This is a genomic window from Natronosalvus vescus (genome assembly GCF_023973145.1).
Lineage (GTDB): Archaea > Halobacteriota > Halobacteria > Halobacteriales > Natrialbaceae > Natronosalvus > Natronosalvus vescus.
In genome coordinates this window covers 2,266,019-2,291,577 of record NZ_CP099546.1, presented here as the reverse complement: position 1 = coordinate 2,291,577, position 25,559 = coordinate 2,266,019, and the positions used below count along the sequence as shown (strand labels likewise).

At 62.6% G+C, this 25,559-nt stretch carries 20 protein-coding genes and 1 tRNA gene; 9 read left to right on the top strand and 12 right to left on the bottom strand.

Annotated features, from left to right (window positions below):
• The first annotated feature begins 147 nt into the window (after positions 1–147).
• Positions 148–807, top strand: coding sequence for a cysteine hydrolase family protein (locus tag NGM68_RS10920; protein ID WP_252698160.1), 660 nt, complete (start codon positions 148–150; stop codon positions 805–807).
• 45 nt (positions 808–852) lie between these two features.
• Here NGM68_RS10920 and NGM68_RS10915 read toward each other — a convergent pair whose 3' ends face one another.
• From NGM68_RS10915 to NGM68_RS10905, 3 genes are all read right to left on the bottom strand, one after another.
• Positions 853–3,102 carry a catalase gene (locus tag NGM68_RS10915; protein WP_252698159.1) on the bottom strand — a complete coding sequence of 750 codons (2,250 nt, stop codon included), beginning with the start codon at positions 3,100–3,102 and terminating at the stop codon, positions 853–855.
• A gap of 201 nt (positions 3,103–3,303) precedes the next feature.
• Positions 3,304–4,170, bottom strand: a complete 867-nt coding sequence (locus NGM68_RS10910; protein ID WP_252698158.1) for an ATP-grasp domain-containing protein — start codon at positions 4,168–4,170, stop codon at positions 3,304–3,306.
• A 271-nt stretch (positions 4,171–4,441) separates the two neighbouring features.
• Complete coding sequence (locus tag NGM68_RS10905) at positions 4,442–4,972, bottom strand: 50S ribosomal protein L16 (protein WP_252698157.1); 531 nt, start codon at positions 4,970–4,972, stop codon at positions 4,442–4,444.
• Between the two features lie 242 nt (positions 4,973–5,214).
• Between NGM68_RS10905 and NGM68_RS10900 the strand changes: the two genes are divergently transcribed.
• Both NGM68_RS10900 and NGM68_RS10895 read left to right on the top strand, forming a co-directional pair.
• On the top strand, positions 5,215–6,402 hold the full coding sequence (locus NGM68_RS10900; RefSeq protein ID WP_252698156.1) for a CBS domain-containing protein: 1,188 nt from the start codon (positions 5,215–5,217) through the stop codon (positions 6,400–6,402).
• Positions 6,403–7,093: 691 nt separating this feature from the next.
• Positions 7,094–7,342, top strand: a complete 249-nt coding sequence (locus NGM68_RS10895; protein WP_252698155.1) for a hypothetical protein — start codon at positions 7,094–7,096, stop codon at positions 7,340–7,342.
• Between the two features lie 273 nt (positions 7,343–7,615).
• Here the strand turns inward: NGM68_RS10895 and NGM68_RS10890 are convergent, their stop codons facing one another.
• Both NGM68_RS10890 and NGM68_RS10885 read right to left on the bottom strand, forming a co-directional pair.
• Entirely contained in the window at positions 7,616–7,927 is a 312-nt protein-coding gene (locus tag NGM68_RS10890; protein ID WP_252698154.1) for a HalOD1 output domain-containing protein, read from the bottom strand.
• Positions 7,928–8,506: 579 nt separating this feature from the next.
• Positions 8,507–8,578, bottom strand: a tRNA-His gene (locus tag NGM68_RS10885).
• A 267-nt stretch (positions 8,579–8,845) separates the two neighbouring features.
• On the opposite strand from NGM68_RS10885, the gene NGM68_RS10880 reads away from it, so the two are divergent.
• Both NGM68_RS10880 and NGM68_RS10875 read left to right on the top strand, forming a co-directional pair.
• Positions 8,846–9,301 carry a DUF5814 domain-containing protein gene (locus NGM68_RS10880; RefSeq protein ID WP_252698153.1) on the top strand — a complete coding sequence of 152 codons (456 nt, stop codon included), beginning with the start codon at positions 8,846–8,848 and terminating at the stop codon, positions 9,299–9,301.
• A 209-nt stretch (positions 9,302–9,510) separates the two neighbouring features.
• Positions 9,511–11,139, top strand: a complete 1,629-nt coding sequence (locus NGM68_RS10875; RefSeq protein WP_252698152.1) for an outer membrane protein assembly factor BamB family protein — start codon at positions 9,511–9,513, stop codon at positions 11,137–11,139.
• Between the two features lie 280 nt (positions 11,140–11,419).
• Here the strand turns inward: NGM68_RS10875 and NGM68_RS10870 are convergent, their stop codons facing one another.
• Complete coding sequence (locus NGM68_RS10870; protein WP_252698151.1) at positions 11,420–11,818, bottom strand: DUF8146 domain-containing protein; 399 nt, start codon at positions 11,816–11,818, stop codon at positions 11,420–11,422.
• Positions 11,819–11,914: 96 nt separating this feature from the next.
• Positions 11,915–13,192 carry an MFS transporter gene (locus tag NGM68_RS10865; RefSeq protein ID WP_252698150.1) on the bottom strand — a complete coding sequence of 426 codons (1,278 nt, stop codon included), beginning with the start codon at positions 13,190–13,192 and terminating at the stop codon, positions 11,915–11,917.
• A gap of 186 nt (positions 13,193–13,378) precedes the next feature.
• On the opposite strand from NGM68_RS10865, the gene NGM68_RS10860 reads away from it, so the two are divergent.
• Entirely contained in the window at positions 13,379–14,065 is a 687-nt protein-coding gene (locus NGM68_RS10860) for a DUF1405 domain-containing protein (RefSeq protein ID WP_252698149.1), read from the top strand.
• Between the two features lie 402 nt (positions 14,066–14,467).
• Here NGM68_RS10860 and NGM68_RS10855 read toward each other — a convergent pair whose 3' ends face one another.
• Positions 14,468–15,250 (bottom strand): hypothetical protein, encoded by a 783-nt coding sequence (locus NGM68_RS10855; protein ID WP_252698148.1) that lies wholly within the window; start codon positions 15,248–15,250, stop codon positions 14,468–14,470.
• A 388-nt stretch (positions 15,251–15,638) separates the two neighbouring features.
• Here NGM68_RS10855 and NGM68_RS10850 point away from each other — a divergent pair, with 388 nt between their 5' ends.
• Positions 15,639–16,472, top strand: a complete 834-nt coding sequence (locus tag NGM68_RS10850; RefSeq protein WP_252698147.1) for a hypothetical protein — start codon at positions 15,639–15,641, stop codon at positions 16,470–16,472.
• A gap of 171 nt (positions 16,473–16,643) precedes the next feature.
• Here the strand turns inward: NGM68_RS10850 and NGM68_RS10845 are convergent, their stop codons facing one another.
• Complete coding sequence (locus NGM68_RS10845) at positions 16,644–19,469, bottom strand: valine--tRNA ligase (RefSeq protein WP_252698146.1); 2,826 nt, start codon at positions 19,467–19,469, stop codon at positions 16,644–16,646.
• Between the two features lie 180 nt (positions 19,470–19,649).
• Complete coding sequence (locus NGM68_RS10840; RefSeq protein WP_252698145.1) at positions 19,650–20,333, bottom strand: DUF8102 family protein; 684 nt, start codon at positions 20,331–20,333, stop codon at positions 19,650–19,652.
• Positions 20,334–20,488: 155 nt separating this feature from the next.
• Here NGM68_RS10840 and NGM68_RS10835 point away from each other — a divergent pair, with 155 nt between their 5' ends.
• Entirely contained in the window at positions 20,489–23,110 is a 2,622-nt protein-coding gene (locus NGM68_RS10835; RefSeq protein WP_252698144.1) for an efflux RND transporter permease subunit, read from the top strand.
• A gap of 188 nt (positions 23,111–23,298) precedes the next feature.
• Complete coding sequence (locus NGM68_RS10830) at positions 23,299–23,880, top strand: hypothetical protein (RefSeq protein ID WP_252698143.1); 582 nt, start codon at positions 23,299–23,301, stop codon at positions 23,878–23,880.
• Positions 23,881–23,916: 36 nt separating this feature from the next.
• Here the strand turns inward: NGM68_RS10830 and NGM68_RS10825 are convergent, their stop codons facing one another.
• Both NGM68_RS10825 and NGM68_RS10820 read right to left on the bottom strand, forming a co-directional pair.
• Positions 23,917–24,888 (bottom strand): HFX_2341 family transcriptional regulator, encoded by a 972-nt coding sequence (locus NGM68_RS10825; protein WP_252698142.1) that lies wholly within the window; start codon positions 24,886–24,888, stop codon positions 23,917–23,919.
• A gap of 136 nt (positions 24,889–25,024) precedes the next feature.
• Positions 25,025–25,504: a DUF5812 family protein gene (locus NGM68_RS10820; protein WP_252698141.1), complete on the bottom strand. Its 480-nt coding sequence runs from the start codon at positions 25,502–25,504 to the stop codon at positions 25,025–25,027.
• Between the last annotated feature and the right edge of the window lie 55 nt (positions 25,505–25,559).

The window sequence follows — 25,559 nt, the reverse complement described above, 5'->3', positions numbered from 1 at the left end:
GCGGTCACGCTCACGTCTCGAAGCGGGTCGACACGTCATCGCTCGAGGCGGGGGTCGATGCGTTCACATTTCGAAGCGAGGACGACGACCTGTTCGGCCGAGTCGCCACGCCGAAGCGTTCAACGCGCTCGAGACCAATCGACTCGCATGGACGACGCGAGTCGGGAGCCACGCTCGAGGATGGAAAGCCAGCGTCCAGCGGAAGGCCACGAACCGAGAGACGGGAACAAGCGCGGCCTCGAGTCGCGACTGCCACCGACGGCGGCCCTGCTCCTCGTCGACGTACAGTGTGGGTTCGACGACCCGACCTGGGGCGAGCGAAACAACCCCGACGCCGAGTCGCGGATCAGTGACCTGCTCACCGCCTGGCGGGAGACGGAACGCCCGATCGTTCACGTTCGACACGCTTCGACTGAGCCCGAGTCGCCGTTACGACCGGATCAACCCGGTTTCGCGTTCAAACCCGTCGGGGAACCGGTGGCGGGCGAACACGTTATCGAAAAGCAGGTCAACGGGGCGTTCGTCGGCACCGACCTCGAGGCCTGGCTGCGCGAGCGGGACGTGCGGACGCTCGTCGTCTGCGGCCTGACGACCGACCACTGCGTCTCGACGACGACCCGGATGGCGGAGAATCACGGGTTCGACCCGATCGTCGCCGCCGACGCGACCGCGGCGTTCGATCGGACGGGCTACGACGGCACGACCTACGACGCCGAGACGAGCCACCGACTCGCCCTCGCACACCTCCACCGCGAGTTCGCGACGGTCGCGGACACCGACCGGATCGTCGCGGCCGCTCGAGAGTGAGTCGAATTCGAAAATTGTGGATCCTGCTCACTCGGAGTGGAATCCCTACGCGGACACTCCCTTCACGCTGCGTTCCCAGTGGCGGTGAGCGGCGATCGCCTCGACGAATGCCTCGGTGAACGCCTCCAGGTCGTCAGCGGATCGACTCGTTACGACGCCCTGGTCGACGGCTACGGCGTCGGCGTCGCCATCGCCAGCGAGCGCCACCTCGGGCAGTTCGACCGCCTCGAGGAGATCGATCCCCTCGCCGAGGGCCGCGATCGGCTTCTTGTGTTTGAACGCCTCGGCGACGAACTGCCTGGCGTGGCCCTGCTCGAGCAGGGCGTCGACGCTCTCGCTCCCGCCGGGGACGACGACCGCGTCGAAGGCGACCGAAGCCGCCGCGACGTGGTGCTGGTCGGGATCGACCGTCTCGCCGTCGGCTCCCGACTTCTCGCCGAGGATCCTCGAAATGATCTTGACTCGAGCGCCCTCCTCCTCGAGCGCCGACCGGAGCGTCGAGACGTGCTCGTCGTCGAACCCGTCGTCGAGTAGCACGGCGATCTTGCGGGTTTCGATCGTGTCTGGCGTGCGGTTCTCCATGCTGAGCGACGGATCCTCTCGGTCGTGGGTCGGCATCTCGTCGCCGGGTTCCGAAGGTGGGTCGACGCCGATCCCCTCGGCGACCCGTTTGGCGAACTCGTGGTCGACGTTGTTGAAGAGATCGTACACCATCCGCTCGCGAATCTCCGTCCGGTCGACCTTGCCGAGTTCGAAGTGGGCGGCGTCGACGATGTTCTGCTTTTCGGGTTCGCTCATCGAATTCCAGAACAGCCGCGCCTGCGTGAAGTGATCCTCGAAGCTCTCGCTGCGGTTGCGGATCTTCTTCCCGTCTACCTTCTCGGCGTAGTGCTCGTAGCCGCCTTCCTCCTCGGGAACCTCCTGTGGGTCGTCGTCGCCGATCGAATTCGGCTTGTAGGATACCTTCCCCTCGTTGATCTCCTGGCGCATGAAGCCGGCGCGCTGGTTGTTGTGTCGCTCGGTGATCGGCCGGTTGATCGGGATCTCGTCCCAGTTGGCGCTGTTGAATCGGTTGAGCTGGGTGTCCTGGTAGGAGAACAGCCGCCCCTGGAGCAGGGGGTCGTTCGAGAAGTCGATGCCGGGGACGACGTTGCCCGGGTGGAACGCGACCTGCTCGACCTCCGCGAAGAAGTTGTCGGGCGTCTCGTTGAGTACCATCCTCCCGATTGGCCGTACCGGAACTTCGGTCTCGGGAACGAGCTTCGTCGGGTCGAGGACGTCGAAGTCGAACGCCTCGGCCCGCTCTTCGTCGAAGAGCTGGACGCCCAGTTCCCACTCGGGTTCGTATCCCTCCTCGATCACGTCGTAGAGACCCTTCCGGTTGAAGTCCGAACTCTTCCCCCAGAGCTTCGTGGTCTCGTCCCAGACCAGCTGGTGGGTGCCGAGCTTGGGCGTCCAGTGGAACTTGACGAACACCGACTCGCCGTCGTCGTTGACCAGCCGGAACGTGTGAACGCCGAAGCCCTGCATCATGCGGTACGCTCGAGGGAGCGCACGCCCGGAGAGCACCCACATGATCATGTGCGTGATTTCCGGTTTGAGCGAGGCGAAGTCCCAGAAGGTGTCGTGGGCGGCTGATGCCTGGGGTATCCCGTCGTCGGGTTCGGGCTTGATCGCGTGAACCAGGTCGGGGAACTCCATCGCGTCCTGGATAAAGAAGGGTGGCATGTTGTTCCCGACGAGATCCCAGTTGCCCTCCTCGGTATAGAACTTCGTCGCGAAGCCCCGAACGTCCCGGACGGTGTCGGACGAGCCCCGGGAGCCGACGACCGTCGAAAAGCGAACGAAGACGGGTGTCTTCTGGTCGGAATTGGTCAGCACCGTCGCCTTCGTCACCTCCTCGAGATCGTCGTATTCGTCGCCGAGGTCGGGATCCTCGTAGGGCTGGAAGTAGCCGTGGGCGCCCGTCCCGCGGGCGTGGACGACCCGTTCGGGGATCGACTCGTGGTCGAACTGGGTCATCTTCTCCCGGAAGTGGAAGTCCTCCATGATGGTCGGGCCGCGCTCGCCCGCCTTCAGGGAGTTGTCGGTGTCGCTAATCTTGACCCCGTGGTCGGACGTCAGCTGTTCGCCCTCGGGATTTTCGCGTGCCGAATCGAGTTGTTCCTGTTTTCGATCCTCGCCGGCGTCGTCGCCGCTGGTTCCGGATCCGGAATCCGAGCCGCCGTCGGTCGCGTGTGTTTCGTCGTTCGATTCGTCGGGTTCGGGTTCGAAGGGTGGATCGTCGTCAGACATGGTGTTGAGAGCAGCTGCTGTTCGGAATCCGTCGGTGCAGACCGACAGCCCCCGACGCGAACAGCACGGGCAGCACATTCGCTAGCCCATAACCAGTCCGATAAACGCTCACCCCATCCTCGCAAGGCTATTTTCAACGATCCGTTTCGAGTCCGACACCCTCGCTGCATGCGAGACACGAGCGCCGCCAGCGGATCGGCACTACACCCGGGACTCGAGCGCCGCTGCCAGCCGATCGTAGAATCCGGGTTCGTACTTCGTGGCGGCGTCGATGGTCGGCCGGGCGTTGGTCTCGTTGACGACCACCTCGCCCGATTGCGAGACGAGGAGGTCGACGCCGACGAACGGAATATCGAGCGCGTCGGCTGCCTCGAGGGCGACCTCGCGAATACGGTCGGGGAGGCCGACGCCGGTCGCCTCCGCACCCCGATGGACGTTGTGTTTCCACCGCCCGTCGGCCCGGGCGTCGGCGGGCAGTCGCCGTTCGACTGCGCCGACGTACTCGCCCTCGAGTACCATCACGCGATAGTCTGTCGCCCCGGGGACGTACGCCTGAACGAGGAAGGACTTGTCGCCGGTCGCCCGGTAATCGTGTACCAGCGAGAGGTACTCACAGATTCCGAGGAACGAGTCGAGGTCGTGGGCTTTCGCGACGCCGACGCCGCGAGTCGTCGAGTTCGGCTTGACGACGACCGGCGGCTCGAATCGGTCGAACGCCCGCATCAGTTCCGCGTCGTCGACTGGATTGGAGACGTACACCGATTCGGGCGTCGGCACCCCCGACCTCCCGAGGCGCGCGAGGACGCCCGCCTTGTTTCGGGAGGTGACGACGGCCTCGAGCCCGTTGAGCCACGATAGCTCGAGTAATGCGTCGGCGACGCCGCCTTCCATCAGTCGACCGGGATAGACGAACCCGACGTCGTAGTCGTCCGGGTTCCAGGGCGGGTTCTCGAGTGAGACCGTTCGCTCGCGTACCGGCACGTGATGACAGGTGATCCCGCGCTCTGCGAGTGGCTCGCGCATGCGCTCGAATGTCGCCTTGCGGTTGGCGACGGCGAGGTCGATCATACCGACCACTGGGTGGGTCAGGGTAAAAGAGCCAGCGTCTGATAGGGATCGTTGTACCAATGTATTACCGTTTGCCCAATCCCGAGTCGGGAAACGTCGGTACGTGACGACAACGATCCCCTATGAGGTGGGTCGAGCAAATTGGGATTCGGATTCGTCTGGCGATCGAAATCTCGAGGCGTCCGCCATCTCGAACTCGAGGGTGACGGCAAGCGAAACCAGTTGCTACGGGAGAAGAAACGTCGAAACGGGCATGAACCGTGTACAGAACTCAGGAAATGAGCTGTTCTTCGCCGCGCTCGACGACGATCCGACACGGTGGCGTAATCTTGTTGTACGCACGGCGGAACGCATCCTTCGCGAAGGCGGCGTCGTCGACGTCACACCAGACGGTGAAGATGCGGTCGCCCTTCTGGACGCGGGCGGCGGTGCCGACGATCTTCCCGAACGACTGGCGCATCCCGTCGGAAACACGGTCTGCACCCGCACCGGTCGCCTGCTTGTTCTCGCGCAGCACCTGGTGGGGGAACTTCCGGAGAATCATCTTGTACTGGAACTCCCCGGCGTTTTTGATCATGTGGCGGTTGGCCGACAGGCGCGATGCCTCGAGGCTGCCGTGACGGATCTGGCACTCCTCGTCGGCGACAAGGCTGATCTGGACGGGGTAGTCCTCGGGTTCCGCGCTGGTGTCGCCCATCTTGTGCTGGGCGATCTTCGAGCCCGGAATCCCGGTGATGTATTCACGGCGCGTGTAGGCCGGCTTGTCGATCTTCCGATACATTGAGGCGGGTTTGTCGGACATGGTTACTTGTTGGGAACGAAGCCCACCGCGGGAATAAAGGCTTCGAACCGTCGGTGTGGGCGACTCGAGGAACATATAGTAACAACTGCAACGATTTACACACTGATCGCCGATGCATCTGGCGATCAGGTGTGCATTGACTTGCAGTGGCTACTATAGCGCGCTGGACTGGTAGTTCGCCAGCCGTTCACGAGCGGTGAGACGACATCGCGTTTAAGAGGATTCCCCCGCTATGCACCGACATGAAGAGTTTCCGGATCGGGTCGCTGTTCGGCATTCCAATCAAACTCGATTTGACCTTTCTGCTCGTCCTCCCGTTTTTCGCCTACCTCATCGGCGTCCAGATCGTCCCCGTCGTCGGCGTCCTGAACGAGTTCATGGACGCGGGCATCTCGAGTGACGCCATCGCCAGCGGATCCACCCCCTGGATCCTCGGGACGGTAGCGGCGGTCGGACTGTTCGTGGGCGTCGTCTTCCACGAACTCGGCCACTCGCTGACCGCCCAGCGATACGGCTTCCCCATCGAGTCGATCACCCTCTGGCTCCTGGGTGGGCTCGCCGCCCTCTCGGAGATGCCCGAAGACTGGAAACAGGAACTCAACATCGCCATCGCCGGCCCGATCGTCTCGATTCTCGTCGGCGTCGCCGCCTACGGCCTGTTTCTCGTGACGCCGACCGCCCTCGAGGGGATCGCCTCCCAGGCAGTCATCGATGGAACGTTGTTCGTCCTCGGCTATCTGGCCATCCTGAACGTCGGCCTGGCGATTTTCAACATGGTTCCCGCGTTCCCGATGGACGGTGGGCGTGTCCTTCGCGCCTTGCTGGCGCGAAACCGCCCCTACGCGAAAGCCACCCAGCAGGCAGCCAGCGTCGGCAAACTGTTCGCCGTCGTCATGGCCATCTTCGGGCTCTTCAGCAACTTCTTCCTCATCTTCGTCGCCTTATTCGTCTACATCGCCGCCTCCACCGAATCGCGGCAGGTAACGATGAAAGCCGCCTTCGAGGGAGTCGCCGTCTCCGACATCATGACCCCCGCTCGGAGCCTCCACACGGTCGCCCCCGAGACGTCCATCGCGACGCTCATCCAGCGGATGTTCAGCGAGCGCCACACCGGCTACCCCGTTCTCGACGACGGCTATCTCGTCGGCCTCGTTACCCTCTCGGACGCCCGTGACGTGAAACCCGTCGAGCGCGATGCGTTTACCGTCTCCGACGTGATGAGTACCGAGTTAAAGACGATCGAGCCCCACGCCGACGCGATGACGGCACTCGAGCGCATGCAACAGGACAATATCGGTCGACTGCTGGTCATCGACGGCCACGGCGACCTGGTGGGACTGATCACGCGAACTGATCTGATGACCGCGATGAACATTATTCGCGAGAGTGGCGCCGTGAGCGGTGCGGGCGAGGCGCGTCCGGCCAACTGACCGCAGTTCCACTCGCTCTAAGACGGCAACCGAGTGGTGCACAGGGCTCGTGATCCAGCGTTCGTAGTCCGTGATCTCGAGAGGCATACGGACTGCTGGACGGCATCTCAGGTACGAACGGCTCCCCTGTGCTGTCCCAGCCGTAAATCGGTCGGGAGACCGTGTCTGTGAGACACCCGAAAGACAGTAATGAACAATTAATACAGTTATCGTTCCATTGCCGGGCGACCCTAGTTCCGCGAGTATAGAACAGAATAAAGCGTCAGACAATACCCGAAATAAAGGGGTCGAGTACAGTGTCCGAATGCAAGACGGCATCCACCCGACGTGTAATTTCGATTGGAACACGATCCAAAATCACCAGACGTAGCGGGGGTAGAATAAGCAACGTCCGTGAAACTCAGTTGAGTATATATAATATTTCTGTGCTTTATTGGACGTGATCCACTCGAAACCTACCTTCATATCGACAGCAGTGAAGAAGGTGATACATTTCCAAACATACATCAATTAGTTGGTTATTATGATCAATTCCACCTCGCTGCGCCCCTTTATGTGTAATTGGTTCTTACCCTGAGTTCCACTACAAGGATAGGGAACTCGTATGAACTGTATAACATGTGGACATAGATCTGGATATAATCGAGCGGTCGTTGATCTGTACAGTGGCGTCGAGATCGGGAGGCTCTGTATGAATTGCGAAAAGGACGAGTTCGGACGAACGTTACAGCACGGCTTCCACACCGATGGTGACGACTGTCAACTGTGCGATCGTGACGGACAGATCGCCCTCCCTCGGTACGTCCCAAAGACGATCATCGAGAACAACGTCGTCACAAGTACCACCGTGCTCGAGGAGGGGAACGCGCCGCGTCTCTGTGACGAACACTTCCACATGATCGTGGAGGGGGCCGACGTGGAGCCCGTACTACGGCCATGACCGTCGTCGTCCGAAAACCGGGCGACTGGATGGCGAAATAACGAGGACGCGTTCTCGAGTTTCTGTACGCCGCGAATCGCTGTCGACCGCGAGCGATCCGTGAGGGACTCGAACTGATCGGTATCTCTCAGAGTGGAGACGTCGATACGCGCCTCGAGAAGCTCGACGCTGCCGGAATGGTCGTCCCCGATGCAATGCGCTAGCAGATTTCAGATTGCGGACGCGAATATCTCGTCGGTGGGTACGATGCAATCACGAGTTCCGCTCCGTAGCTTACTCGCCTTGCACCACGACTAACCCGGAACTGTACACGGTGATAGAACACCCCTCGAGTGAGAACATTATCAGACTATCCGGCGTGTACCGTTCGGTCTCGGTCTGGGAAAAGAGCGTATTGAGGGATTCGGGATTGAGACGGTCGTGCACGCACTCGATTTCGGTCTCGTCCTTGCCGGTCATTTCAGCGACGGCCATGACGACGTCGGTCGTGAGGTCGTCAGCGTCCGTCCAATCGTGGGTGAAGTACGTGGTATTTGGAACGCCCGAATCGGCTGCGTTGACTTGTGGTGATGATGGTGCGGTCATGGGTATCGGTAGTGGTGACAGTCACGACGTGTGACGGGAACAGTTCTATGTCGGAGAAGACCATAAATCCCCGTCAGACAAATTACGCAAGATTGTCGTACAAAATAAAGTCTAACTGTGTCACGGTTGGGAGACGGTTGGTCTCGAGTTGTCTTACGGACTGCCGTCTATCGGTTCACATATCGAAGTTGCCTCAGTCATGTTATTATCTGACTGATCTATGTCGATACGAAATAAGACGGTTTTCAAAATCTGAGAAACGAGTCACCGTCTACGACGTCTGTACGCACGGGACTGCCCTGGCAGGACTGACGTCGGTTGAACACGGTGAGACCGGCGTTCGTACTGCGTTGGCAGGCTGTCAGTGTCATTTCTGCCATCGGGAGCGTTGCCGGAAACCGACAGCGACGGATTGACGAGCACGAATAGGTTCGGGTGACTTCCGTGGTTCACGAGATGGTTCATCACAAAAGGTTCGGGTGCGAGAATCGAACCCGACTGCGAGACTCGCTACGCTCGTCTCGCGTGGTTCGATTTCGGTCGGACTTTCACCTCCTCACGTCCGTTCGTCGCCAGAAAGTCCGGGTGCGAGAATCGAACCCGCGTCTCAGCCTCCACAAGGCTGAAGGATAACCACTACCCCAACCCGGACGCGCTTGCAGGCTTTTCTAGCCCGGTCGACTTCAAATACGTTACGACTCTCGGGGAAGAGTGTGAACGCCTACCGCAGCGATCGGGGACGCAAATCCCCGTTTCCAGAGAAGCTATCGATAGTATAGCTTTTCACTATAATATCAATACCAATATCCCGGACGCTCGAGTGCCACCCACCAGACGGACGCGGAACCGAGCTCGACGCCGAAACGGTCGTCACTATCGAGGGGCTTTTGCCCACTGCTCGAGTAGCACCGCCAACGCGTGGCCATCACCGACAAGATCTACGTCAAAAACCACCGGCAACTCAGCTCCCAGCTCGAGACGAACATCCCGAAGGGGGCGTTCAAAGGGGCGACCCTCGACATCCTCTTTCAGGGGAAGGGGCTCGAGAAGCTCGACGACGCGACCCGTGAGCGGGTGCTCGACTTCGCGACGGATTTCCTGGACTGTGACTGTCAGAACAACCCCTACTGTGGCTGCCCGGAGCGGAAGTTCATCCGGTACCTGCTCGAGTTACGCGCCCAGGGACTTGGCCCGGACGCCATCGTAGACGTGATGAGCGACGACTACATGGTCTACGCCTACTCCGGGGACGTCCTCTCGTTTCTCGACAGCGGGGTGCGCACGCTCGAGGCCGCCGAGGGATTAGCGCGCGTCGAGGGGAACGACGACGCCTCCAACAAGATACGGCGGACGAAACAGGAACTCTCGCGGTGAGCAGCCGAGGGTGATAGCCCGAGTGAAATCGACTCGAGCGAGTCGGCTTCGGTCAACTCCGTGCTCGAGTTTCGTGACCTGACAAACCAGTCTTAACTGACGGTTGAAAAGTCAAGCGTGGTCATAATTCGATTGTGCAACAATTATAGCAATCACAACTGGTTCCTAACATCCTGATAGTGAAGCGGCCAATCGGGGTTGTCGATAGTATGCCAAAGTGGCATCGCCGAACGGTACTCGCGACAGGTGCAGCACTTACGAGCGCAATTGGACTCGCTTCGATCGGCGCGGGAGAAGCTAACGAGTCCGATATCGACGACCTCCCGGATTCGACGATCGAGGCGAATCCGGAGATGGACGACGACTGGCCCTCCCACCGGGGTGATCCCGGGCACGCGAGATACATCGACGACGGCCACGCGTTCGACGGAGACTCGCTCGAGGCCGCGTGGTCGGTCGAACACGGTGGGTTAGACTCGGTGGGCAACGTCGGAACCGTCGCCGTCGCCGACGACACGGTGTACACGACCACCGAAGACGGCGTCGCCGCGCTCGAGGCCGCCGACGGCTCGGTCGTCTGGGAGAACACGGAGGTCGAAGCGGGCACGCCGTCGGTCGTCGACGAGCGCGTCTACCTCAGCGGGTACGAGGTGGTCGCGCTCGACCGAACCGACGGCTCGGTCGTCTGGGAGACCGAGTTCGATCCCGAGGAGGAGATCTACTGGCAGACGGTCGCCTACGGCGGCGTCTACGTCGTCGTCGACGGGACGTTGTACGCGCTCGATGCCGACGACGGCTCGATTCTGTGGGAGAAGGAGTCGGTCACGGCCCCCGAAGACTTCTACCACGGCGAGGGCGAGGCGGAGTACGAGTTCGTCACGGCGACCGCGGCGGCCAACGGCGTGATCTACAGCGTCACGGGTGCAGGCCCGATTGCGTTCGAGCCAGAGACCGGTGAGGAGGTCTGGCGGGAGGAACGCGAGCCCTACACGACGTCGCCCGGCATCCACGCGACGTCGACCGCCGTCGCCTACTACGGTGGGGCCTACAACGAACGGCTGGTGCACGACGCCACGACGGGTGAGTGGCTGACGATGGCACACGGCACCCGCGAGCTGGCGATCGGCGAAGAACTCTACGTCGGTGGCGGTACCGATCAGGAGTACAACGGCGGGCCGATCGATGGCGACGAACCCAGCTGGAGTCTCGACGTGACCTACACCTACGGGCGTGCCGTGATCAGCGGCGACACGGTGTACGCGTATTTGTACCAGGACGGACACAATTACGGGGATCGGGACTACGACGAAGAGCTCGTCGCCCTAGACAAGTACGACGGCTCCGAGAAGTGGACCGTCGAGAGGGGTGACGCGCCGGTCGGAGCAATTCGTGCGATCAGTGGCGAGACGATCTACGTCGATCACGACAGCGAGCTCGTCGCACTCCGAGAGTCACCAGACGAGGATGACCAGCAAGACGAGGACGACCAGCAAGACGAGGACGACGATGATGACACCGAGGCCGAGACCGATCTCGAGCTGTCGGTGTCCGCACCCGACTCGATCCCGTACGAAGAGAACGCCGAATCTGGCGAGGACGCCGCTGACTTCTGTATCACGGTAACGAATCGTGGCGGCGAAACCACCTCGGTCGAAATTACGCTCGAGATCGGCCCGATCAACGAACCAGTTTACGCCGATCTCGATACAGGGGAGAGCGAGACCGTCTACTTCGGCGTGATGGCTCGTGATCTCGGCCCCGGCGAGCACGAGTGGATCGTCACGGCGAACGGCGAAACCGAAACCGGGACGCTGACGGTGACCAACGAGGAGTGCTGATCGGTTTCAGCCCCCCACCAACGACGGCAAGTTGGTTCGAGTAGCGTCCTCGAATTTTTGTACGCGGCGAAGGGGTTCGACAGCGCGACCGAGCACCAGCAGTCATCTCGAGCAATCGAAACCACCAATGAGGACTGTTTGAGCGAGTTCCCGGTGAGTGTCGACCCGCAAGGGTGGTCGCTGAGAGGGGACGCCATAGACCGAATCGCCAACAGCCGTATCAGTGACCACCCGAGGTAATCGCTATCGGATCCAAAACACTGCAAGATCCCACCGGATGCTACCGGATCGTCGGTGACTCGTCGCTCTCGTCCAGGTCGTCGAGCAAGAGTACCTCGTCCTGCTCGTCCTCGAGGCGATCCCGCAGCTCGTTGACGTAGGATTTGTGCTCTTCGAGTTGCTCGCGCAGGTGTTCGGACTCGAGTTCGAGGCGCTCGTGTTCGCGGACGAAGCTCTTTGGCACCTCGACCATCGGCGGGAACGAGGGTTCGTCGTCGTCCCGGCGGCCGAGTTCGTCCTCGGGGACGACCACGACCTGGCCGTCGTGGTCGACCAGGAGGTCGACGTAGTCCCGAAACACGGCGGACAACGAGATGTCGCGCTCTTCGGCGATTTCTTGCAGTGCCTCGAACGCGTCCTCGTTCACCCGGAACGAGATCGTCTTGTTCTTGTTGCCCATAACGGACGTATTCGTATCGCAGCGTACTTAATGGTTCGTCAGACGCGAACGATCATCGAACGCGACTCGTTTCCTCCAAGTTACTCGATCCGACGGTCACCACGAGCGCAACGCGTCGCGTCCGTGTACCGACAGCAAAATCACCAGGAACGTGCCGGCCCCGGTGAGCGCGAACGCCCCGCCGACGTAGAACACCGACGCCATGCTCACCTCGGTCATCAGCCAGCCGCCCAGCAGCGGGCCGATGACGCTCCCCGGCCGCCAAACGAGCTCCCGGATGCCGAAACTCGAGGCGACGCCGCCCTCGCTGGTGCCCTCGTCGGCGAATAGCGCCATGCTCGCGGGTTCCCGGAAGCTGTCAGCGATACCGAGCAACCCAGACAGCGCCACCAACGGGAGAAACGCCGGTGAGAGCGAGCCGACGAGCGGATACGATGCTGGCACCTCGAGAGCGGCCCCGATTGCCGGCGCGAACGGAACGACGAACGCGATCAGTCCGTAGGCCCCGCCGCCGCCGAAGACGAACAGTGCACGTCCGTAGCCGTCAGAGAGCCGGCCGGTAAACGGCTGACAAACCATGTTCGTGAACTTCTCGGCGGCGACGACCACCGACACGGCGAACGCGCTCAGGGCGAGTCCGCCGTCGGCCACGGAGACGCCAGCGAAGATGGCGACCCAGACGCGAACCATCTCGACCGAAAACGCGTACTGGATGCGGAAGCTCGAGAGCGTGAGGATGCGTCGATTGAGCGCCAGTCCGGAAAACGGAAACCCCTCGACGCGGGTCTCGTCGGGGTCGAGATAGCGGTAGGTGCCGAGCCAGGCGACGACCAGCACGCAGACGATGATCGTGAAAATCGGCCCGAAGCCGAATCGTTCGTACAGCAGTCCAGCGCTCAGGCTGCCGATGATCGAGGCGCCAAAGCTCGCCGCGTTCGCCTTCCCGATGTAGTTCGCCCGCGTACCGACGTCGGCGATCTGACCGACGAGCGAGAGCGACATCAGTCCAGATCCCGTCACGGCGACACCCTGGAGCGCCCGGAGCAGGATGAAGGAGGCGCTCGAATCCACGAGCGGAAACAGCGCGTAGACGACGATGCTCAGAGCAAGCACGATCAGGAGGACGAGGCGTTTGTCGAACCGGTCGCCTGCCCACGCCAGCGGGACGATCGAGAGGGTCTTCCCGATGGTGTACCCCGAGGTGTACATCCCGATGATGAACCCGGCACTGATGGTGATCCCGAACAGGGTCGTACTCGAGGGATCGAGCGTCTCGATGTAAAACGCCATCAGGGTGATGAGCGTGATGAACCCGAACCCTTCGGCGAACCGGGTGAGATAGAGCGCCCAGAACTGTTCCCGGTTCCCGTTCACGGACTCAGCTTCGAGAGCCAAGTGATAGGGGTTTCGAAACGTATCGTCTGACGAGCGCTAGCGTTCGTCCGCTCGAGGACACCTTCGCACGCACAGGTACCCGGCTCGAGGATCCCTGACCGTTACGACGGCCTCGAGCGTCGACAATCGCTATCGTTTTGCGGCCGGCGTTCGTCGTCGTCGGCGATGACAGGCAGGACGCTTCCCGATCGGCCGTCCATCCCCCGGTATCTGGCACCCGTGCCACGGGCGCTCGAGGATCTGGGGCTCCGGTACGCGTGGCTCGTCGTCGCGATCAACCTCGCGGGGACGGTCTTCGGCTTCTGGTACTACCAGGAGCAGCTGGCGACGACGTCGATGGTGATGTGGCCGCTCGTCCCGGACAGCCCGCTGGCGACGCTGGCGATCGCCCTGGCCATCGCCGCGTGGAAACTCGGGCACGAACTGCCCTGGCTGACCGCGATCGCCTTCTTCGGGAACATCATCCTGGGGCTGTGGACGCCGTACACCCTGCTCGCCTTTTACGACGCCTACAGCTTCCTCGATCCGCTGATGTACCAGTTCCTCTTCTGGAGCCACCTCGCGATGGTCGTCCAGGCGTTCGTCCTCTACCGGATCACCGACTTTCCGGTCTGGGCCGTCGGCATCGCGCTCGCGTACTACACTCTCAACCTGATCGTGGATTACTTCGTGCCGATCGTCGGCGACCCCCATCACACGATGATCCCGCTCGAGCGCGACGAACCGATGTACCTCGGTGCCGACGCGCTGGGGGTGATCGCCGCCGGCGAGGTGACGTTCACGCTGCTGGCGCTGTTTTTAGCGCTGGCGACGCGAGCGAAGTTGTGTGAAGCCAGAAGCCAGCGCGCGTAATAACGAAAAGCGGCTCTGGTGAACCACTCAGTCGGTGACAGGTTTCAGCAGTCGTGCTGAATAGTGGGCGCGAATGTCTCACGAGATGCGCTGGTGACGATTGGGCTTGAGCTCGCTGCCGGCGTTGTACTCTTTCGATCACTTGGAAAAATTTCTGATCACAGCTAACCCAAAGAGCGTACGGTACGCACGCGTACTGATCGGATATTCGTCCGAGAGTCATCCGAAATGATTTTTTTGAGAACTCTTCTATGGCGTCCTTGGCACCTAGGTCGATACCGCGGTCTGACTGGGTGCCACTCGTTCCTACCCTGCGAGACATGTCAAACACGCATACGCCGTGAAATGTGCGGCTGGGACAGACCGCGATCGACGGCAGAACCGTTACTCGTGGATCTGCCTCTACTCGATTTCGATCGTCCACGACGCCTCTGCGTGGACATGAATCCAACAGACAGCGTTCATCTCGATAGCTTCCTGTCCGTCGAACTCATCGACTTCGTTAAACACTCGTGCGACCTGGCCATGCTCGCCCCGCCCAGATTCGTCGAGAACCTCTACGCCGAAACCACCCTCACCGTCGTGTGTTCCCGTCACGGTCGCCTCGCCGGTCAGTTCGACGGGCCCAACGACGTCCTGACCGTCACCGGAAACCTCGACGGGGAGTTGGTGAATCACCTCGTCAGGCGATACCGGCTGGGCGATTTCAACCGACCAGTCACCCGCAGCGACGACATCGAGGTGATAGGTGTCCGCCTGAACCCCGACGGCTGCAGTCCCGGCGTACGACCCAAATTCACTTATCGGCAGGAATGCCCGCAGCCTGGATTCGTTGCGCAGTTCCGGTTCAAATTGTCCATCCCCGTCGTGTTCTGCGATGAAGACGGTGATCGAATCTCGGAGTTCGAACTCGGAGGTCTGTTCCGAACCGCTTCCGGTGAACGTCTGTGAATCATCGTCGTATCGATCCGCGGCTGCCGTGATGGATTCGAGCGTCGTAAGTTCTGGTTCGCCTGGGTCTGTTGAGTCGTCGTCAGACGCATCCGACGCACCGTTCGAATCATCAGTACCCGGTTCTCCATTTGAATCTGTACTGCCAGTGTCGTCGTCAGCACTACCAGTACAGCCGGCGATAGCCACCGGAAGGCTTCCGGCCAGAACGCGAACGAGGGTTCTGCGGCGCATTAGGTATTGTTGATATTCTTGAATTATAAATATATCGAGACCATTCAGATGATCGCTATCCCTACTCGGGACATCTGATAGCAAACGAGATCCCCACTCGAGGGGGCGGGTGGTGCTACTGAGTGAGGTCGCGCACGCCGATCCAGCGCTTTAGTAGGCACTGAAAATCATCCTCTGTATGCAACAGCTCCGAACTGACAGTGTCACGATAGTCTGCTGAGCTGGTGCTGAACTCACAGCGCGAATGGAGTACGGTTTAGCTCGACCGGAACGGCAACTGCTCAATCAAACTCACGTATCTCTTGCCACGAGAAGGCAGGCCAATCTCTGGGATCGTATGTCAGCACTGGGATTAATACCAGTGGAGTGTACGTTATCCCTAGTCACAATGAATAGCAGGTCTCACGTAGTCCAGATCTGTGGAATCCTCGCCCTCGTCGTCCTCCTCGCAGGTTGTGGCGCGTTCGGATCGGCCGGAGACGACTCCGATCGTGATCCGTACGGCGTCGACAACACGACCTCACCGGAACTGCTCCCGGGGCTCACCGAAAACGAAGTGACCAACCATCGGGCACTTCTCGAGAATCACGCCGAGACGCTGTCGAATCGATCGTACATGCTCGAACAGACAACCACGCGAACGTATCCCAACGGGACTGTTTCGTATACACTTACGGAAACAATGGCTGTCGAAGCCGACGGTACCGCCCGTGTAGAACTCACGGAGGGGATGGCTGACGAAGCCGACGACACTGCCCTCGTAGAACATCGCTTCGGTGAGGGCTGGGGAACTGAGGAGGAAGTGCTGACCAACTTCGCGGTCAATAGAAGCGATGAGGAGCCGCCCACCTTCTACCGGCAGGCTCGTACCAAATATCACTTCACCGCATTTGAATCGGTGGAACGAGGGATGAGCGCGATGGACAATATCTCGATTTCCACCAAGGCCGAGGGAAAGACGCGATACATTCTCGAGTCGGCAGAGTCGTCGCCGTACCAGTACGAAAACGCCTCGCTGCACATGGTCGTCAACGAGGAGGGGTACGTCGAGTCCTATCGCTTTGCATACGAGGAATTAGTCGACAGCGAGATGATGACGGTCGTGATGGAGGTGACGATCGACCGTGTCGATGAGGAGATAACGGTTGAGCGTCCGGAGTGGGTTTCCGAGGCCAGGGAGTATTTTGACGAGCAAAACGGGGCATCGACGGACGACGAGTAGCGGTTCGTCACATGTACACGGCTATCCCGCTAGCTGTCGGTCAGATCACGAGTCGTTCAGGGAGAGTCAACGAAGAACCGGGCTCGTGGTGAACTCGTTCTCTATATTCAACAGATCGTTCTTATCTGCTATAGAGGATTTCAAGAGAGGCAGAAAACGGAACCGAAGTCGTCAGTCCGCTCGCTCGTCCTCGACGATCACGACGGCCGTCTCCGTCTCGATCATCTCGCCCGCACCGGAGTAGGTTCGCTCGAGTTCGACCTCGAACAGGTCGCCCTCGAGTTCCTCGCCGGCCACGCGGAGGACGTCGGCTTCGTCGTCGATCTCGTACTCGCCGCTGTCGATCCCGGCGTCGATCTCGCCGACTTTCGCCCCGAATTTTGGGCCGAGGGTCGCGTAATCGAGGTCGATCGAGGCCACCTCGGTGGTGATCTCGGGTGGCTCTTCGAGGGACTCGAGGTGGTCGACGTGGGTCACCTGCTGGATGGCGTCTTCGAAGCCAGCGATGGATCCGTGGACGGAGACGGCGTCGATCGAGGCGTTCAGCGGCAACTGGCGCTCGCTCTTGTACCGCCGGAGCGCGGAGATGACCTCCATGGCCGTCTCGCCGGCCTCGAGGTCGGCCTCGTAGCCCCGGGGTTCGGGCCAGGCTTCGGTGTGGATACTGTCGAAGTTCTCGCCTCCTGACTCGTGCGAGGTGCGTGGCGCCTCGCCCTCCGCGTAGACCGCCTGCCAGATTTCCTCCGTCGCGTGCGGGATGATCGGTGCCCACAGCAGGAGGAAGGCCCGATGGGCCGTTCGCAACGTATACTGCGTCGAGGGGCTGTCCTCGCGCGTCTTGGCGATCTCGAGGTAGTCGTCACAGAACGTGTTCCAGAAGAACGTTCTGAGGTGGTTCCTGGCTTTCGCGAACTCGTAGGCCTCGAGGTGGTCGGTCAGCGTCTCGACCGTGGCGTCGAGTTCCGCGAGCAGCCAGCGGTCGATCGGCTCGAGGTCGTCGGGTTCGTCGGGATCGACGGGAGCGAGCGTGTCGACGAGCCTCGAGGCGTTCCAGAGCTTGCGCAGGAGCTTCTCGCCCGCGACGATGTCCTGTTCCTGGAACGGGAAGTCGTCGCCGACGGCGGCGCTGGCGGCCCAGAATCGAACGGCGTCGACGGGGTACTCCGCGAGCACTGCGGCGGGTTCGACGACGTTGCCCCGCGATTTCGACATCTTCTCGCGGTTCTCGTCGAGCACGTGGCCGTTGATCAGCGTCGCGTCGAACGGCACCTCGCCGGTGTGCTCGTAGCACTTGACGATGGTGTGGAACAGCCAGAACGAGATGATGTCGTGGCCCTGTGGCCGGAGGTCGAACGGGTAGAGTTCGGGGTTGGCCATCTCGAAGGACTCGGTCTCCTCGTTCCAGTCCCAGCCCGCGTTTATCAGGGGCGTCAGCGACGAGGTCGCCCAGGTGTCGAAGACGTCCTCCTCCGGGTCGAACTCGTCGTGGCCGCACTCGGGACAGGCGTCGACCGGCGGCTCGTCGGAGAGCGGATCCACGGGGAGATCCGCCTTCTCCGCCAGGATCTCGTGATCACACTCGCTGCAGTACCAGACCGGGAACGGAATCCCCGAGTCGCGCTGGCGCGAGATCAGCCAGTCCCACTCGAGGCCCTCGATCCAGTGGCGATAGCGAGTAAACATCTTCTCGGGGTACCAGTCCATCGCCTCGCCGGCCTCGAGGTACTCGTCCTTGTGGTCGAGCACCTCGATGTACCACTGTTTGGAGACGCGGTACTCGACGGGCGTGTCACAGCGCTCGTGGACGCCGACGTCGTGGACGATTTCTCGGCGATCACGGAGGAAGCCGGCTGCGTCGAGATCCTCGACGATGGCCTCGCGGGCCTCCTCGGTGTGCATCCCCTCGTAGTCGCCGGCGAGGTCGGTCATCGTCGCGGTCTCGTTGATGGCCACCCGCAGGGGGAGGTCGTGGGCCTGGTACCACTCGATGTCGTTCTGGTCGCCGAAGGTACAGCACATGACGATTCCCGACCCCTTTTCCATGTCGACGCGGTCGTCCGCGATGATCGGCACTTCGTGTTCGAAGATCGGAATCCTGGCCGTCTCGCCGACGAGATCTTGGTTGTCGTCGTCCTCGGGGTGGACGAACACCGACACGCAGGCCGGGATCAGTTCCGGACGGGTCGTCGAGATGACGAACTCATCACGAGGGGCGTCGTCTCTAACGACCTCGAACGCGATGTCGTTGAAGTGGGAGTGACGCTCGGCGTCCTCGGTTTCGACCTGCGAGATGGCCGTCTCGCACTCGGGACACCAGATCGCCGGCGCCTTCTTGCGGTACTCCCGACCCTGTTCGTAGAGATCGAGGAAGGAGAGCTGCGAGATCCGCTGGACGCGCGGTTCGATCGTCTTGTAGGTGTGGTTCCAGTCGATCGAGGTGCCGAGATGCTGCATCTTCTCGGTGAACTCGGCTTCGTACTCCGCACAGACCTCCCGGCAGAGCTGCTGGAACTCCCGGCGCTCGTAGTCCTGGTGGCGAATGTCGAGATCCTGTTCGGTCAGGCGCTCGCTCGCGATGCCGTTGTCGTCGTAACCGAACGGGAAGAGGACGTCTCCGTTGGCCATTCGCTGGAAGCGGGCCGCGAAGTCCTGGAGGGTGTGGCCGTACAGGTGGCCCATGTGGAGGCTGCCCGACACCGTCGGTGGTGGCGTGTCGATGGCGTAGGTCGTGTTCGGGTCGGTACCCGGTTCGCCTCGGTAAGCGTAGGTCTCGGCGTCGACCCAGGCTTCCTGCCAGCGCGATTCGATTCGCTCGGGGTCGTAGCCGCCCTCGAGCGTCGGCTGTTCTTCCTCGAGGTCGCCGTCGCCTGTCTCGGCGCTCATGCTCTCACCGCCCGTGGCGGGCGTCGACTGGTTCGTCGGTCGGGTCGCAAACGGTGGTCTGACGTGGACATTGGTGATACTGGTCGTTGTTCGCTGTATTCCGGTCGGAGACAATACATCCGTCGAAACGTCGAAAGGGAGGTGGGCCTAGGCGGCCCCTACGAACACGGCCGCACGAGGGCCGTCAGTGGGAGTGGCAAGCGAAACGGAAACTGACGGTGCCATACCAGCAGATGAGGGATCGATCGTGTTAGGTGTTTCGTGTCAGTTCCCAGTTATAGGTTCGTCTGGGTATCAGTTCCCAGTCATAGGTTCATCCGGAGACACGCCGGTCGATCGCGCCAGTGGTCGAAGCACGACCCTCGTCTCGGTTTCGTGATCTAGATCCGCCTCGAGATAGGTCGCCAGTCGCTCGAGGAACTGATCGTCCACGCCGTCGGCCGCGTCGGTTCGAACCAGGACGATTTCCTCGTGCTGGGTCGGATCGTGATCGCCCTGCATGACGAGCGCAAAGAGTTGACGGGGGGTAACGGGATCGCCCGCCTCGAGACGACCGGCGATTCCCTCGAGTGAGTCCTCAACGGTCGTCTCGACGTCGAAGGTGACGTCCACGGAGACGTTCGCCCCGTCCTGTTTCGCCGCGATGGCCTCCTCGGACGCCCGAACGGCGGGGACGAGGACGTCCTCGAACGCGAATCCCTGCTCACGGGCACCGACATAGGTGAACGCGACCATCGCCCGTAACGCGTCGAGGAACGCGCCGTCGGTGTGGACGTCGGCGAACACCTGCTTTCGATCCTTTTCGGACAACGTGTGCAACAGGAGGTCGAAGTCGAGGATCCCGTCGATCACCCGCTGTCGGATGCGCGCCTCGGCGTTGCGTCGGGACTGGTCGTGGCTCATTTCGCGCTCGCCGAGCAGGAACGCCCGGTCGGCGGGCGTCAAAAAGCCCCGATCGCGGTCGACGTCAGTGTTCATAATCAGAAATGGATTATACGTAGCTTAGTTCTATCCAAATCGCTTTACCCGCTCAAGTTCGAGAGCGACCAATGAGCGACTTCGGGGGAGCGACTGGTTGGGCGCTAGGTTGGTCGACGAGCGGAGCAACGATATTCTTGCGGGGGCCCTGAACCGTGGCGACCGATCGCTCGAGTCGGTACGCCGAGATCGTCGTCGCCCACAGCCGACTCGTCGTACTGGTGGTGCTCGCCCTGACAGCGGTGATGCTCGTCGGGTTCGTCATCGCTGACACCGAAGACGCCGGCATCGGCGAGTTCGAGACCGACTCCGACGAGACGGCGGCCCTCGAGTACATCGACGAACGGTACGAGACGGACGATCGGGTCGTTACCCAGCTAGTCGTCCGCGACCGCGGCGGTGACGATGCGAACGGGGGTGAGACCCCAACCGGCGACGTCCTCACCCGCGACTCCCTCCTTGAGGGGCTCCGGCTCCAGCAGGACGTCCGCGAGAACGCCTCCCTGAACGAGACCCTCGCCGAGGAGGGGTTCGTCGGCCTCGAGAACGTCGTCGCCACCGGCGCGGTCTTCGAGGATCGGGCGGCCGAGGCTGACGGCCCGCCCGACACCAGCGCGCCGACGCTCGAGGAACAGATCGCAGCACTCGAGTCTCGTTCGGACGAGGAGGTGGAGGCGTTGCTGGCAGACGTCCTCGACCCCGAGGCGGACGTCCAGGGCGACCCCTACCAGTTCCTCCCCGACTCGTACGAACCCGGGTCGACGAGCGCCGAATCCCGGATCGTCTTCCTGTTCCAGGTCGACGAGAGCGGGGACGACGAGGAGCCACAGGCGGCCTACGACGCCCAGGTCGAGATCGAGTCGCTGTTCGAGGAGCGCTTCGACGACGGCTTCGTCTTCGGCCAGGGGATCACCGACGCCACGTCCGCAAGCGCCGTCGGCGACAGCTTCGCGATCATCACCCCCGTCGCGTTCGTCCTGGTGTTGTTCGTCCTCGGCGTCACCTACCGGGACGTCGTCGACGTGCTGATCGGCATCGTCGGGATCGCCGTCGTGATGGCCTGGCTCGCCGGCCTCATCGGCTGGCTCGGGATTCCGACCAGCCAGCTCCTGATCGCCGTCCCCTTCCTCCTGATCGGGCTCTCGATCGACTACTCCCTGCACGTGGTGATGCGCTATCGCGAGGCGCGTGCCGGCGAACTCGAGGCGGATAGCGCCGGCACGACCGAGCGTCGGGGCGTCCGCAGCGGCATGGCCCTCGGTCTCGGCGGCGTCGTGCTCGCACTCGCGGCGGCGACGTTCTCGACCGGGGTCGGCTTCCTCTCGAACGTCGTCAGCCCGCTGCCGGCAATCCAGGATTTCGCCGTCCTCAGCGCGGGAGGCATCCTCGCCACGTTCGTCGCCTTCGGCCTGTTCGTCCCCGCGTTGAAGGTCGAGGTCGATTCGCTCCTCGAGAACCGCCTCGGATGGAACCGGGCGAAACCGCCCTTCGGCGTGACGCCGGGTCGCGTCAACCGTGCGCTCTCGAGCGGCGTCACGCTCGCCAAACGCGCCCCGGTCGCGGTCGTGCTGGTGGCGTTCCTGGTGGCCGCCGGGGGTGCCTACGGTGCGACGGGGATCGACACGGAGTTCAACCAGGCCGATTTCCTCCCCCAGGATGCCCCCGAGTGGGCGAAGTCGCTACCGGGGCCGCTCGCGCCGGACACCTACACCATCGCCGACGACGCCGCCTACCTCGGTGACAACTTCCAGGAGCGAGGTGAGGACGCCCAGGCGCAGGTGCTGATACGCGGGGATGTGACCGATCCCGCCGTCCTCCGGGCGATCGAAGACGCCCGAGGGGCCGTCGACGGCGACGGAACGATCACCACGCAGGCCGACGGCAGCGCCGCTGTCGAGGGGCCCCTGACCGTCATCGAGGACGTCGCCAGCGAGAACGAAACGGTCGCGAACGCCCTCGAGGAACGCCGGGCTGACGGCGAGGCGGTTCCCACGGAGGATCTCGCCGGTCTCTACGACGTCCTCTTCGCGGCCGATCCCGACACGGCGGCGACCGTCCTCGAGCGAACAGACGACGGCAGCTACGAGTCGGCCCGCCTGCTCGTCTCCGTTCGTGGCGACGCCGCCGCCCAGTCGGTCGCCGACGACACCCGGGCGTTCGCGGGCGAGGTCGAACGCGGGTCGGCCGCCGACGGCGCGCCGGTCACGGCGGTCGCAACCGGCGGTCCCGTCACCACCGCCGTTATTCAGGACGCCCTCCTCGAGACGCTGGTGCAGGCCTTCGCCGTGACCCTGGTCGTGATCCTGGTCTTCCTGACGCTGCTCTACTGGGTGCGCCACCGGACGCTCTCGCTCGGCATCGTCACGCTGGCACCCGTCGTGGCCGCCCTCGCCTGGCTGCTGGGGGCGATGGCGCTGCTCGACCTGCCGTTCAACAGCGAAACGGCCGTCATCACGAGCCTCGCTATCGGGCTGGGCGTCGACTACAGCATCCACGTCGGCGAGCGATTCGTCGCCGAACGGGAGCGCCAGCCGACCCTCGAGACCGCCCTCGAGGCGACGATGACCGGCACCGGCGGCGCCCTGCTCGGCAGTGCGGCGACGACGGCCGCCGGATTCGGTGTACTCGCACTGGCGCTCGCACCGCCGCTCCAGCGGTTCGGGCTGGTGACTGGCCTGGCGATCGTCTTCGCCTTCCTCGCCTGTCTGACGGTACTGCCGTGTCTGCTCGTGGTTCGCGAACGACTGCTCGAGCGCCTGGGGCGGGCAGGGGCCTGAGCGTCGTTTCGAAAGCTGTGCGTCGTTGATCGTGCTCGAACAGCAGTAGGGTTGGCTTACACCATCGGTCGGGTCGACCGACGACTGATCACGGTGTCCGGACGCCAGACGATGATATCGAACGATTTCGGCGTTCCGGTGGACGGTGCTTAACAAAGGCCGCGCCGAGTGACCATTCGGCCGAACAGATGGGAACGCCAACCGATTCGGCGGGGGACGAGGGTGCCGAGGAGCTCTCGACGGCCGGCCTGCTCGCGGTCATCGCCATTGTCGCGGTGACGCTCGCCGGGGGTACCCTCCTCGTGGCGCCCGACGTCGGCCCGCAGCTCTTTCCCTCGAGCGACAACGACGAAGACGGGAGCGACTCACCGTTCTCGGTGACCTGGAGCGACTCGCCGCTCGTCGACGACGGTACCGGCTCCGCCTCGACGTCGGATTCGTCGAACGACTCGGCGGCCATCGGCCTGCCGAACGGAGCCGTTCTCGACGACGGGTCGTTGGCGACCGACGACGCTAGCGTGAGTGATGCGAGCGACCCCGCCACCGTCGACGAGGGTGGCGACGACCGAGGTGGCGAACGCGGTGAGGCGGGTGGCCCGTCCTCGAGCGACCAGGCTGACGGGGCCGACGAGGCTCGAGACGAGCGCGGCCCACCGGATCACGCCGGGCCACCCGACCACGCGGGAGCGCCCGACGACGCAGGGCCGCCGGATCACGCCGGCCCGTCGAACGCTGGTGGAACGGACGGCGGCGACGGCACCGGCGACTGATGCTGCGTCACACCAGCGACGGAGGTCGAAAAACCGTTACTGCGACGCGGGCTCCGAATGCGCCCGAACCCACAGTTCGCCGATCCGCGAGAGGCGCGTCCGATAGGACTTCCCGTGTTCCTCCCGCTCGATGTAGCCCTTGCCGCCGGGGCCGAGGCGGTCGACGTTGTAAATAACCTTCGAGCGGAAGCTGTCGGTGTACTCCTCGTTGAGCTCTCGAGCGAGCGCCTCGGCCAGCTCCGAAACCGACTCGAACTCGCCGTCCTCGCCCAGTTTGTACAAAATGAGCTCCTCGAACGGTTTGACGTTCGAAAACGACGCCACGGGGAGTTCGACGATGTGCTCGCCGTCGATCTCCTTCGCCCCGATGGTCGTCCCCCGCTCGTCGAACTCCGCGAGGAGTTGCCGGGCGCTCTCGAGGCGAGCCGTGATGCGGTCGGCGTCGACGTCCTCGCCCGCCTGGAGCGGCTGCGTGGCGCTGTTCCCGGCCGCGCCAGACTCACTGGGTGCAGGATCATTGGCACCAGCCTCGAGCAGTTCCTCGAGCAACGCCGACTGTTCGCGCAGTTCCTCGGCGAGTTCGGTCTCGAGGTACTTCTCCGGGGCGGTGTAGTAGGTGTGGATGTGCTCGCGGTCGTCCTGGCGCTCGACCATCAGCGAGTGGGCTGCCGTCGCGAACGCGAAACTCACCGTTCGCGGCATCGCGGCGATGTTGACCCAGACCTCGTTGCCCCGGTCGAGTTCGTCGTTGATCAGGTCGTACGCCTGCTCGAACGCCTCGTCGTAGTCGTAGACGTCCTCGAGGACGAAACGCTCGGTGGTCGCCCCTAGCAGGTTCTGGAAGTCGGTCTCGAGCTTCGTCGAGAGGTGCCGGGAGTACTCGACGTTAGCCTCGCTGCCGACGGCCCCCTCGAGCAGGATGACGCGGTCGACGGTGTACTGATCGCGCACGAGCGGGGCGATCAGCCGGTCGTAGTCGAAGCCGACCGGGACGATGTGCGTTTGCATACGGACGGGTTCGCAGGTGGAAGCCGTAATGGTGTTGATCCGAGCAGGTGACGAACGCCTATGCTACACTATCCAAAGTAAATTGATATAAGTCCAATAGTAGCTTTGAATTGTAGAGTTATGGTTCGAACGGCGATCAGTCAGGGAGATACCGCACGCTCAACACGCCGTCGCCGTCCTCGACCGAGCGGCGGACTTCCACGCGCACCGCCTCGAGTCGCGCCGCTCGCGCGATGGTCTCCTCGTCCTCGAGGACGTCACGGGCGGCGTCCTCGACGCGCTCTTCGGGGACGCGAACGACGTGAATTTCGCCGCGGCCGGCGCGCTCGTGTTGTTGTAAATCACCGACCTCGCAGTCGGCGACGAGTTCCCGCGAGTGCTGGGTCGGCTCGAGGTCGCTGTCGACGAGGTCGACCGTCCGGCGTTCGTCGACGTCGATCAGCGTCCAGGCGACCTCGAGCGGTGGTTCGGGGGCAATAGTGGCCTCGAGCACGTCGTGCACGGCGAGGCCGTCGTTCGCGGCGAGGGTGTGTACCTGCGCGGAGTCGACGTCCCGAAGGACGACCGACTCGTCTTCGGCGTGGGTGACGACGAAGGTACCCGTCTTCTCGGTCATACTCGAGGAGAGGAACGCGACGGGTTTCGGGGTTTCGACTTCCGACGCTCGATTC